The organism is Streptococcus troglodytae (assembly GCF_002355215.1).
GTDB lineage: Bacteria > Bacillota > Bacilli > Lactobacillales > Streptococcaceae > Streptococcus > Streptococcus troglodytae.
In genome coordinates this window covers 1,101,394-1,114,090 of record NZ_AP014612.1, presented here as the reverse complement: position 1 = coordinate 1,114,090, position 12,697 = coordinate 1,101,394, and the positions used below count along the sequence as shown (strand labels likewise).

Below are 12,697 nucleotides of genomic sequence, written 5' to 3'. Positions count from 1 at the left end.
GCTAAGCCTATTATTGATTTATTGTCTAAAGAAGAGAAAAATAGTATTGAACTAGTGATTACATCAAGTGAATCAGGATTAGATTTTGGAAAATCATTAAGTACATACATTCACGATTATTTAGGATTAAGTAAAAGTTGTCGATTATTCGAGATTAAACAAGCTTGTTATGGTGGTACAGCGGCGTTCCATATGGCGAGTTGTTTTGTTGCTTCGCAGGTATCTCCTGGAGCAAGGGCTTTAGTAATTGCTACAGATGTTGCACGTGCAGCTGCAAGATACACATATGCGGAAGCATCTCAGGCAGTAGGGGCTATAGCCATGCTTGTTAGTGAAAACCCAAAAGTTTTAGAACTTGATTTTGGTGCATCAGGACAATACTCTTATGAAGTAATGGACACATGCAGGCCCTTACCGGATATTGAAACAGGTGATGCAGATTTATCATTGCTGTCTTATCTGGACTGTTTTAGTAATAGCTACAAGAAGTATGCAGAAAAAGTAGAAGATGTAGATTTCATCAAAACATTTGATTATTTGGTATTCCATACACCATTTGCAGGTATGGTTAAGGGAGCTCATAGAAAGCTTATGAGAGAATTATTTAAGGTAGGCCCAAGTGAGGCAAATGCAGATTTCTTAAAACGTGTACAACCATCATTAGAATATTGTGTTCAGGTTGGTAATGTTTATTCAGCAACTACTTATTTGGCATTATGCGGATTGATTGATTATGGTGATATAAAAGGAAATGAGCGCATAGGTATCTTTTCTTATGGATCTGGATGTTCCTCAGAATTTTACAGTGGTACACTGACAGAGTGCTCTAGAGAACAATTGGCTAAAATGAAAATTGGAGAACATCTGAATATTAGATACAAATTAACTATCGATGAATATGATCGTGTCATTGATGAGAATGCAGAATGGTTATTTGGTATTAAAGACAAGGAAGTAGAGTATAGTAAATTTATAAAAATATATAATCACTTCTTTAAAGGAAAAAATTATTTAGTTTTGGACAGAGTGTCTGATTATCATAGAGAGTATAAATGGAGCTAACCAAGGTGTATAAGATGGAATATAGAACGCTGATTGTTGAAAAAAAGAATGCAATATTACAGATTACATTCAATCGTACAGAAGCAAGAAATAGTATTAATTGTGAGTTTCTTCAAGAACTAAATACTGCATTAGATTATGCAAAGGAGAACCTTGAAATTAAGATCGTTCTTTTACAAGGAAAAAATGGTGTATTTTGCAGTGGGATGGATTTTCAGGAAGTTGCATCTATAAAAGAAAAAGAATCTTCTGAGAGTAGTCAAAAAGATTTAGTTATGACTCAGATGTATATGGATACTTTACGAAGAATAACCTTATTTTCCAAAGTTGTTATTTCATGTGTTGATGGTCAGGTCTTAGCTGGCGGTATTGGTTTAGTTGCTTGTAGTGATTTGGTAATTGCTACAAGCAAAGCAGAATTTGGTTTATCAGAAGCACTTTGGGGACTTCTGCCAGCAATGGTACTACCATATTTGATCAGAAAAGTTGGAGTCCAGAAAGCATATTTTATGACTTTAACCACAATTCGGATTAGTGTGGAAGAAGCAAAAGATATGAATCTTGTTGATGAGATTTCTAATAATATGGATCATGTCATATTAAAGTATTATCAGAAAATATCCAGGATGGAAGAAAAGACAATAGAAAATATGAAAAGTTATTTTCGTAAGTTGTGGATTATTGATGAAAATATGGAAAGAATGGCTGTTAATCAGACCTATACATTGGTGTCACAACCACAGGTAAAAGAGAATATTTATAACTTTGTAACACACAAAAAGTTTCCTTGGGAAAAAAATTAGTGCTATGCAGACTTGCTAAAATGTAAATATATGAGGTTATAGAATGCTAGAAAAAGAGAGAGTAAAATAAAATAGCTATTATTGGAATGTCTACGCGTTTTCCAGATGCAAATAACTATAATGAGTTTTGGCAAAATCTTAGAGCTGGAAAAAACTCAGTAAAAGAAATTCCAAGCGATAGATGGAATATAGAGCAGTATTATTCAGAGAATATCAATGAGAGCAATAAGAGTATAAGCAAATGGTGCGGTATACTTGACGATATTGCGCTTTTTGATACTCTCTTTTTCAATATATTGCCAAGAGAGGCCTGTAGTATGGATCCGCAGCAAAGAATATTACTTGAAGAGACTTGGAAATGTATTGAGGATGCAGCAGTATCAATAGAGGAATTACAAGCAGGTAGGACAGGTGTATATACTGGGATTTTTAATATGGATTATAAAAATAAAATCGTTGAATCAAATCGTGTGGTTGATTATTATGAGGGAATTAATAATTTTGAAAACCACATCGCAAACCGTATTTCATACCAGTTTGATTTCAATGGTCCGAGTATGGCAATTAATACAGCTTGTTCATCCGGATTGGTTTCTATTATTCAGGCTGTGAGGGGGTTGCAAGCTGGTGAATGTCAGTATGCATTGGCTTCAGGTGTGAACTTAAATATTGATCCGTACAAATATATTGCATTTTCTAAGTATAGGATGTTAAGTCCAGACGGACAATGTAGGACTTTTGATAAAAATGCGAATGGCTATGTTCCAGGAGATGGAGCTGGTGTATTCTTATTACAAAGATTAGAAGATGCAGAACGTGACGGAAATCATATATATGGAGTGATTATCGGTTCTGCAATAGGACATACGGGAAGAGGCTATACATTGACAGCACCTAATGTTGAGTCACAAATGGAGGTGATTAAATGGGCATATGAGGAGGCTGATATTGATCTTAGAACGATTAACTATATTGAGGCACATGGTACAGGAACCTCATTAGGTGATCCGATTGAATTAGAGGCTCTAAATAATGTATTTAACGATGTCACTGATAAAAAAAATTTTGTAAGATTGGATCAGTAAAAACAAATATTGGGCATCTGGAATCGGCAGCTGGGATTGCCAGTGTTGCAAAAGTACTTCTTATGTTTCAGAATAAAGAGATCCCTCCGACAATAAATTTGGAACAGGTTAATCCTGTTATTGATTTTGATAATCTTGCATTAGAACCGGCATGGAAATTGATGGACTGGAAGAAAGAAATTGAAGGAGAACCACGTCGAGCTGGTGTAAGTTCTTTTGGTTTTGGTGGAACAAATGCACATATTCTTTTAGAGGAATACGAAAAAAACCAGATTTGAAGCAAGAGAATGAAGAAGAGGAACAAAGCGTTTTTTATATTTTTAATCTATCGGCAAAGAGCAGTAAAAGCTTGAAGAGGCAATTAGAACAATGGAAGAGGTATATAAATACAGAAGAATTTGCGACAGAAAAGTTAAGTACTTTATGTTTGAATCTTCTGAAAGGAAGAGAAAGTTTTAAGTATCGTTGTGGAAGAATCGTAGAAAAGAAAGAAGATATCATTAAATTCTTAAATTCGTTGGAGGATAATATAAAAATAAAGAAAGTTAATAATGGAATTAATATTTCCCGCAATCGAGAATATATAGGATATGTTGAAGTGAAAAATGATTGTGAACGATTCCCGAAAGTTAAGAATTATATAGAGAAGATGATTCCGGATAAAATTACAGAATTTGAAAAAATAAGTGGAATGAAAACAAGTAAAAGTTTTTCGTTGGTTATGAATCTGGCAATTTTACAAACACTGTCTGATTATGGAATGAGAATCGAATATATCAACGGAAGTGGGAATGCGACACTTTTAAGTATGGTGTATGCAGGGATACTCTCTATAGAGGATGCAATGGCTTGTATAGCGAACAATAAAAAATTTGATGATTGCAAAATGAGTCGCCCTAGAATTAATTATTATGATAGTAATAGCAGAAAATATATTTATCCATTAAATATAAACATGGAATATTTACAATATGTAGCAGATATTGAGATGGGTGAAGAGATTGAGGCATATTTAGATAAAGGAAGAGAATTAATCTGTAATCAATATACGTTCAAAAAATTTGTAGGAGAATGGGAAGTGGCATTTAATACAATTTTTGGACAGTCAATTAAAGAAGCTTTGATGAATAGAGTAGATATTTTAGACGAGAAAAGTTTACAGAAAAAAAGAGTATTACTTGCAATAATTGTGGCAAATTCGTTAAGAAGGGTAAATTTAAAGTGGAGCCTTAAAGAAGTTCGGCTTGTAAAAAATGAAAAGTTCTATGAAATATTAGACTTGATTACAGATGAAATTTTGACAAAACAAACTGTAAGCAATCTGATCTGTAATCAGAATATTATTTTTGAAGATATAGTAAGCAGAATCAAATATCACCAAAAAAAGCTGAACGCATCCAATGGTAAGTATAAAATATTACAGAAATTTAATACGAATCTAAGTGAAATACCATCGTTACAGGAATGGATTGATCAATGTTCTGTTATACATATAGAAGATCCTGATTTGGCAACTATTTCCTTCGGAAATATATTGAACATGCTGGAATACGCATGGCTTCAAGGATTTGATGTGGACTGGAGGAAAGTATTTTCAGAAGTTAAATATAAAAAGATTGCTCTTCCAACATATTGCTTTGATCAGAAATATTATTGGTTGTCTTCTAATACAGAAAAATAACTAAAGTAAAAGAAGATACTACTGTAAATGTTAAAGAGAATGGTATCTTTCAGTATACATGGAATATAAAGGACAATTATCAAGCATTAGAAGATCATAAGATAGAAAACAATAATATTGTTCCGGGAGCTGCAATGGTTAGTATAGTCCATGATTGTTTAACAAGTATGCTGGGGCAAAAACAATATGAGATGGTTAGTATATCTTTTCTAAACGTTGCCAGAAAAGGAGAGTATATAGTTAATATTGATAAGAATAAAGGTAATTTTTTTATTACAAAAGATAAAGAAAAAATATTTACCGGCAATTTTAAAACTGTACAGAAAATGGAATCAGTGGAGCAAGTTCAGATACCAATGAATGACAGAAAGATAGATACAACAGAATGTTATAACTTTTTTTTACAACGAGGATATGACTATAAAAAGAGTCTTCAGGTCATTAAAAAACTGGGAATTAATAATAGAAAATATATTTATAAATTGCAGGTGGGAGCAGAATCTCAATTCAAAACAATTAGTGAATATCTTTTGGATGGTGTTTTCCAGAGTATCTTATATACATACTATCAAAATAATAGGGAAGTGACAAAATTGCTAATCCCATTTCTTATATCTGAAATAAAAGTGAGAAAAGAGCTTAAAAATACTTGTTATGTTTATGTAGATGCGGGGAAAATACGTGTATTTGGATCTGATATTATGGCAAGTGCATCAGTGTATGATGAAAAAGGTGAGTTGATTTTAGAGATAAGGGATATGTTGTTTAAGAGGCCTGAGGAGCATTTTATAGAAGAGAAAAAGTTGAATTTTTATGAAACAGTCTGGGTAAAAGAATGGATTGACATGAAGCCAACCAAAGAAGAGGGGATCGCTGCTATTACTTTTTAAATGATGATAAGTTTTCGAATAGGTTCCATCAAGAAATCTCTGAATTATATAATAATATAATTGTTGTAAAAAAAGGAGAAGACTATTATAAAGTATTTGATTTAATTAACAAACAGAATCAAAGTAAAAGTTATGATATTTATTACTTATGGTCATTGAATTCTGTTAAAGAAAGTGGAATTGAACAAGAAATTGAAAACGGAGTTGTGGCTTTATATAAAATATTCAAGGGATCTCTTCTAAAATTAGACAAGGCAAAAATAAGAATTATGTCTGTTACAAAAGATTGTTATGCTATTGTTGAACAGGATAAAGGTATTAATTATGCATATGGTGCATTAAACGGTTTCTCCCGTAGTTTAATGAAAGAGATGAATCGTTATTGCATGAAAATAATTGACTTAGATGAAACTTCAATGGAGCAAAAGTATATAATTTCTTTATTGAAAACTGAGATGTCAAACAACCAGAAATTACTAATAGGGTACCGTAATGGATCACGTTTTGTACAGAAGGTGCAATCTAAAGAGATAAAGTCTGAATGTGAAAAAACTGTTTTTGAGGATAACAAGCAATATATTATTGTTGGTGGTATGGGAGGGATAGGACGTAAAATTATTAGCAAGATTACGAAAAATACCAATTCCCATATCATCGTCATTGGACGGAAGAAAAGAGAAGAACTAAATGATATAGCAGATTGTTTAATTAGAGAAAGCAAGATAGAGTATTATTCCTGCAATATATCAGATTATTCTAGCATTAAAAACTGTATAGATGAGATTAAACAGGAGTATGGAAGTATCCATGGTATTATTCACGCGGCTGGAATTGTAGAGGATCAATATTTAATAAATAAACAGTTAGATTCATTTAAGAAGGTTCTTTCACCCAAAATATTAGGTGCATATTATTTAAATGAACTGACAAAGGACGAAGCATTAGATTTCTTTATTGTATTTTCATCTATTGTATCAATTGTGGGTAATTCTGGACAGGCAGATTATGCTGCAGCAAATAGTTTTTAGATGCATTGATCCAATATCGTCAAAAGAACAAGTTTCATGGAAAGTCTATAGGAATTAACTGGACATTATGGACGAACGGTGGAATGGGAAGAGCTAAGTCAATTGAACAAAATTTCAAAAGAGGTTTGGTACAATTGATGATAAAGCTGCAATGAAAGGGTTAGAAACAATTATGAAGCAAGATAGTGGGCAATATATTGTATCAGATAATTCAGATGCATTTGACAACACAATTCATGCTGAAGAGCTTGATAAGATAGAAAAGGATGAAGAAAACAAATAAAGAAAGCTGAAAATAAGATTATGGAATTATTAAAGCTGAAATTACTCTCCTTATTAGCAGATGTAATTCAAGTATCGCAGGACGAACTTGATGATCATACAGATTTAAGAGAGTATGGATTAGAATCAATCATGTTGTCTAATTTTTCGGAACGGATTAGTGAGTTACTTCATGCTTCAATTAGTCCGACTATTTTCTACGAATATAGTACAATCGTAGAATTGTCAGAATATTTAAAAGATAATTTTGATCTATCGACAATTATGTTGGTTGAGGAACCTCAAAGGAAATCTAGCGATATATATAAAGTAGTAAGTAAAATTCTTTCCAATATTCTGAAAGTAGAAGAAACTGAAATAGATGGCAGTACAGATTTAATAGAATTTGGTATGGATCCAGTGTTATTTAAACAATTTGCTGAAAGTATAAATATTCAATATAATATGTGGATGAATGAGAAAGAGTTTGAGCAGCATAGGACATTAGATGAGGTAGTAAAATACATAGATGAAAAGTCAGCCTCTGTTAAAAGTAATAGTGAAAGTACATTTGAAAGCAATGATTATGAAAATGATATTGCGATTATTGGTGTAAGTGCAAGATTTCCGAAAGCATCAAATGTAGAGGAATTTTATGAAAATCTTTTGAAAGGAGTAGATTCCGTTGTAGAAATTCCAAAGGAGCGATGGAATTGGAAGGAATTAGAAGGGGATCCACTTACAGATAAAAATAAGACATACTCTAAATGGGGAGGATTTCTGAAGGATATCAACCAATTCGATGCTGAGTTCTTTAAAATATCTCCACATGAAGCTTCATTAATGGATCCACAACAGAGGTTACTTCTTGAAGAGGTGTGGCATACCCTTGAGGATGCAGATTACAAGATATCGGATATAGAGGAAACTGATACTGGGATGTTTGTTGGAGTGTGTAATAGCGATTATAACCAGTTGCTTATTGAGCAGGATATCAAATTTGATGCTTATACTTCAACAGGTACTTATTTTTCAATATTACCAAATCGAGTATCTTATCTACTTAATATACATGGACCAAGTATTGCAATAGATACAGCATGTTCCAGCTCGTTAGTGGCAATGTATCAGGCAGTTAATGCTATGAAGTCGGGAGATTGTTCTCTAGCATTTGTTGCAGGTGTAAATGTGAATTGTACTCCACGAAACTATATTGCATTTGGCAATGCAGGCATGCTTTCAAAAGAAGGAAAATGTAAAACATTTGATGATAGCGCGGATGGTTATGTAAGAGGTGAGGGAGTAGGTGTTGTTCTGCTAAAACCACTTAAGAAGGCAGTAGAGGATAATGATAATATATATGGGGTTATTAAAGGAGTAGCGGTTAATCATGGTGGATATGCTAATTCTCTGACTGCCCCTAATGTGAAAGCTCAGACAGCCGTAATTAAAAAGGCGTATAAGAGAGCAAATGTGGACATCTCGACAGTTTCCTATATTGAAGCGCACGGTACCGGAACCAGTTTAGGAGATCCAATAGAAATAGAATCATTAAAGAAAGCATTTGAAGATGGAAAGTATAGCAAAACAAATTATTGTGGAATAGGATCAGTAAAACCAACATTGGGCATCTTGAATCAGCATCCGGAATAGCAGGAGTCATTAAAATTCTTATGATGATGAAGTATGGAAAGATGGTAAAAGGTCTACATTTAAAAAATCAAAATAAGTATATTAATATTGAAAATTCTCCGTTCTATTTTGTAAATGATTCAAGGAACTGGCAACATAATATTGACGAAAGTGGCGTCATTCTCCCATATAGAGCAGGTGTAAGTTCTTTCGGGTTTGGTGGTACTAATAGTCACGTGGTTCTGGAGGAATATATTGATAATAAGGAAACAAATGATCAACTAGATAAGGAAAAAATCATAATTTTATCTGCAAAAAGTAATAAAGCATTAAATGAGTATGCAAAAAGCTTATATGATTATTTAAAGGAAAATAAAGCGAAGAAATTAAATTTGAACAATATCTCGTATTCCCTTATTGTGGGAAGAGAAGCAATGGAAGTGAGACTTGCCATCATTGCTAAAGATATGCAGGATCTCATTCGGAAACTAGAATATTATTGTCAAAATAATAAGGCAGGAAATGATACGTATACAGGTGTAGTAAGTAATAAAGGTCAGGATAATAAAGTTGTAATAAACAGCAAAGAAGCAACGTATTCAATGATAGCAAATGCATGGGTAACAGGTCAGACAATTAATTGGGATGGTTTATCAGATGCATGCCGAATTTCATTGCCTTCATATCCATTTCAGAAAAAATCATATTGGGTACCGAAGAAAGAATTGAGGATAGATACAAGAACGGTTGATAAAGATTGTAAGATTTGTTATTACAGTGGAAAAATGGTACCGAGTCAATATCAGGATAAATCTGAAATGAAATTAAATAAAAGAACAATTATCTTTTGTGAAAATGAAAGTGACTGGATTACATACATTGAGAAAAATGAGTTAAAGGGTAGTGTAGTATTGGTAACATTTAATCCTTATGTTCAAAAAGTAAGGGATTATTTATATCTACTAAAAGTGGATGAAGAAACGTGCTGGTTGGAACTAATTGATTGGCTTGATCGAAGTGCTTTTATTCCGGAAGTTATTATTTATTGTGAAGATGGTTACAGTCATGTGGAAAAACCGGAAAGTACAGACTGGAAGAGCTTGTTTACAGTATTTAAGAAGTTTGTATCAATTTACAAGGACCATAAAATATATTTTACATATAATTATCTTAGTGATAATAATAGTGAATTATCCTTTAAAGGAGCAGTATCCGGTTTTATGAAATCTCTTGGAAAAGAGGAACCAGGAATTCATATGAAAGTTGTAAAATATAATAAAGAGGATTATAACTGTAAAACCATAGTTCAAGAGTGTTTAATGGACTGGCATTATGAAGTAGCATATCAGAATGGATCTCGTCTAATTCGTAAAATGGATAGAATACACCCCTCTCTTGTTACTAAGAATAAAAAAGTTTATAGAGACGGCGGGGTTTATCTAATTACTGGTGGATTCGGTGGATTAGGTTATCGGATTGCAAATAGAATTGTTTCTAGTGTACATGCAACTGTAATATTGGTTGGAAGATCAGAGCTTGATACTCAAAAACAAGAACAGTTGATATTATTGAGAAATAAAGGGTCACAAGTGACATATTTTCAGGTAGATGTTACAAAGAAAGATAGTATCAAATCGCTGTTAAACAATGTAAAATCTAAGTATGGAAGTATATCGGGTTTAATTCATTGCGCGGGTATTGTTAATGATCAATACTTTAGTCAAAAACGTATTGATGAAATGGAAAAAGTAATTGCACCAAAGATAAAAGGGGCCATTTATCTTGATGAAGTATTAAAAGATGAACCGTTAGATTTCTTTGTCATGTTTTCTTCTCTGGTTGGGGAAGTGGGAAATGCTGGACAATGTGATTATGCTTATGCGAACTCATTTTTGAATCATTTTGCAAATTATCGTAATGAATTATGTAAGAGAGAGAGAAGAAGAGGACATACTATTTCAATCGCCTGGCCATTCTGGCTAGAGGGAGGTATGAAAATCAGTAAGGATCAGCTAGAGTCAATAGCAAAGGTGACGGGAAAAGGGATTACAATGGAAGCTGGTCTAGACTCGCTAGAAACTCTATTACAAACAGAACTTGTAACATGTAGTGTAACTAATATAGAAAACGAACATGAGATTAGTTTTAATTTACAACAAGAGGTGAATGAAGTACTTGGGAGTAAGTGTACCAGTTCAAACCATAATATAAATGATTTTGTTGAAAACGAGGTAAAAAATATATTTTCAGCAATTTTAGAAATTCCAGTAAATCAAATAAATTCAGAAGTAAGTTTTAGAGATTATGGTGTTGATTCTATAATGATAAATCATTTTAATGAACTTTCAGAAAAGAAATTTGGGAAGCTGTCTAAAACTTTACTATATGAATGTTCTACAATTTCAGAACTTGTAAAATATCTTATTAAAACCAAAGGAAAAGATTTAATGAGCACTCGTAGTGAAAGTGAGATTCCAGATTTCAAAAAGAGCAGTAATATGAAGTGTGAAGAAATTGCTATTATCGGCGTAAGTGGACAATATGCAATGGCAGAAAATGTAGAACAATATTGGGATAATTTATTGGAAGAGAGAGATTGTATCTCTGAGATACCAAAGAGTAGATGGACTATAGAGGATTATTACGATGAGCACTTGGATATGGCTTTAGAAGGTAAGATGTATAGTAAATGGGGAGGATTTATCAAAGATGTAGACAAATTCGATCCGTTATTCTTTGGAATATCCCCAAAGGAAGCAGAGTCAATGGATCCACAAGAAAGGATATTTATTGAAGAAGTTTACAGAGCCTTGGAAGATGCAGGAATTAACAAAGAAAGATTGAATACATATACAAATGCTAATGGTGGCACAAATATAGGTGTGTTTGTTGGAGCAACTACGAATACTTACAGTCTCTGGGGACCAAGTGGTTTGAAAAACAATACGTATGTAGTACCAAATACATTTTACTGGTCGATTGCTAACAGAGTTTCCTATCTATTTGACTTTAGCGGACCAAGCTTGACGGTTGATACAGCTTGCTCATCATCGTTGACAGCAGTGCATCTTGCTTGTGAAAGCTTACTTAAAAACGAAAGTGAAATGGCAATTGTCGGTGGAGTGAATTTGTATTTACATCCAATCAAGTATATCCAGTTATGTCAGATGAGGATGCTATCCCCAACAGGAAAATGCCATTCGTATGGAGATAATGCTGATGGTTTTGTTCCGGGAGAAGGTGTCGGTGCTATTGTATTAAAGCGACTTTCTGATGCAAAAAAGACCATGACAGAATTTATGCAGTGATAAAAGGAACTGCTATAAATCATGATGGAAGTATGAATGGTTATACAGTCCCTAATCCGAATGCACAAGCACAGGTTGTTCAGAATGCATTGAAAAATGCTAATCTTAAATCCAGTATGATTAACTATGTTGAAGGGCATGGAACAGGAACAAAACTTGGAGATCCGATAGAAGTTGCAGGTCTAGTGAAGGCATTTAATAATGATTCGATTGGAGAGAAAAGAATGTGCTCTTTAGGTTCTGTAAAATCTAATATTGGACACCTAGAGGCAGCAGCTGGTATTGCTAGTATAACAAAAGTACTCTTACAGATGAAGCATAGGAAGTTAGTACCCACGCTGCATTGTAAAGAACTTAATTCCAATATATATTTCGAGGATATACCATTTTATGTTCAAAGAACTTTGGAAGACTGGAAACAACCAGAAATTGGAGTCAATGAAAGTGAAGATAATTTAAGAAGGGCCCTTGTGAATGGATTTGGAGCCGGAGGAACTAACGTCAGTATTGTTCTGGAAGAATATAAGGAGGAGGTAGCAGAGAATAGTGGTGAGAATCAGGAAGAGGTGCTTGTACTATCTGCTGAAAATAAAAAACACTCCGTAAGTATGCAAAGGAAATGGCAAGATACATTATGAAACACAAGGATATTACAATAAAACAGATTGCATTTACTTTAAGAACTGGACGCAACATTTTGAGTGAGAAACTGGCATTTATTGCATCAGATAGAACAGCAGCAGCAAAATTATTATTGGATTATAGTAATGGTAAAGCAATTAATGAGTGTGTATTTACAAGTGATGATTTTGATCTTGTAAACTGTAATCTGGCTTCGAACCATAAGAAGCAAGTGGAGGCATTTATGAATGGGGAGATTTATAGTAATGAGGTACCTCTTCAAAAAATGACTTAAGAATAGTATCTCTTGCTCCTTATCCATTCGA

General features: G+C 33.2%; 11 protein-coding genes and 2 pseudogenes. All 13 read left to right on the top strand.

All coding sequences use genetic code 11. The features are described 5' to 3' along the window. Positions 1-21 precede the first annotated feature (21 nt). The 13 genes and pseudogenes from SRT_RS05395 (at position 22) to SRT_RS10765 (ending at position 12,666) form a co-directional block, all read left to right on the top strand. The gene (locus tag SRT_RS05395; protein ID WP_223213918.1) at positions 22-1,062 is read left to right on the top strand and encodes a hydroxymethylglutaryl-CoA synthase family protein; all 1,041 of its coding nucleotides are present in this window, start codon (positions 22-24) and stop codon (positions 1,060-1,062) included. A gap of 14 nt (positions 1,063-1,076) precedes the next feature. Next, entirely contained in the window at positions 1,077-1,865 is a 789-nt protein-coding gene (locus tag SRT_RS05390; protein ID WP_223213917.1) for an enoyl-CoA hydratase-related protein, read from the top strand. An 86-nt stretch (positions 1,866-1,951) separates the two neighbouring features. Further along, complete coding sequence (locus SRT_RS10805) at positions 1,952-2,950, top strand: beta-ketoacyl [acyl carrier protein] synthase domain-containing protein (protein WP_252120204.1); 999 nt, start codon at positions 1,952-1,954, stop codon at positions 2,948-2,950. After that, positions 2,938-2,994 (top strand): annotated as a pseudogene (locus SRT_RS11250) (hypothetical protein); the annotation flags it as partial. The gene SRT_RS10805 and the pseudogene SRT_RS11250, both read left to right, overlap by 13 nt. 18 nt (positions 2,995-3,012) lie before the next feature. Next, a complete protein-coding gene (locus SRT_RS10800; RefSeq protein ID WP_230401495.1) occupies positions 3,013-3,228 on the top strand; it encodes a ketoacyl-synthetase C-terminal extension domain-containing protein in 216 nt (71 codons plus the stop codon). After that, on the top strand, positions 3,225-4,631 hold the full coding sequence (locus SRT_RS10795; RefSeq protein ID WP_223213916.1) for a CurL C-terminal domain-containing protein: 1,407 nt from the start codon (positions 3,225-3,227) through the stop codon (positions 4,629-4,631). Before SRT_RS10800 ends, SRT_RS10795 begins: the two co-directional genes overlap by 4 nt. Positions 4,632-4,765: 134 nt before the next feature. Continuing rightward, positions 4,766-5,521 (top strand): polyketide synthase dehydratase domain-containing protein, encoded by a 756-nt coding sequence (locus SRT_RS10790; RefSeq protein WP_223213915.1) that lies wholly within the window; start codon positions 4,766-4,768, stop codon positions 5,519-5,521. Positions 5,522-5,556: 35 nt separating this feature from the next. Then, positions 5,557-6,549, top strand: a complete 993-nt coding sequence (locus tag SRT_RS10785) for an SDR family NAD(P)-dependent oxidoreductase (protein ID WP_323130068.1) — start codon at positions 5,557-5,559, stop codon at positions 6,547-6,549. A 151-nt stretch (positions 6,550-6,700) separates the two neighbouring features. Further along, positions 6,701-6,832 carry a hypothetical protein gene (locus tag SRT_RS11160; protein ID WP_256376006.1) on the top strand — a complete coding sequence of 44 codons (132 nt, stop codon included), beginning with the start codon at positions 6,701-6,703 and terminating at the stop codon, positions 6,830-6,832. 20 nt (positions 6,833-6,852) lie between these two features. Continuing rightward, positions 6,853-8,465, top strand: a pseudogene (locus SRT_RS10780) (acyl carrier protein); the annotation flags it as partial. A gap of 18 nt (positions 8,466-8,483) precedes the next feature. Further along, complete coding sequence (locus SRT_RS11060) at positions 8,484-11,750, top strand: beta-ketoacyl reductase (RefSeq protein ID WP_230401494.1); 3,267 nt, start codon at positions 8,484-8,486, stop codon at positions 11,748-11,750. Next, complete coding sequence (locus SRT_RS10770) at positions 11,747-12,388, top strand: polyketide synthase (RefSeq protein ID WP_223213913.1); 642 nt, start codon at positions 11,747-11,749, stop codon at positions 12,386-12,388. The genes SRT_RS11060 and SRT_RS10770 overlap by 4 nt, the downstream gene beginning before the upstream one ends. Then, the gene (locus SRT_RS10765) at positions 12,385-12,666 is read left to right on the top strand and encodes a KS-MAT linker domain-containing protein (RefSeq protein WP_223213912.1); all 282 of its coding nucleotides are present in this window, start codon (positions 12,385-12,387) and stop codon (positions 12,664-12,666) included. The genes SRT_RS10770 and SRT_RS10765 overlap by 4 nt, the downstream gene beginning before the upstream one ends. The last annotated feature ends 31 nt before the right edge of the window (positions 12,667-12,697 follow it).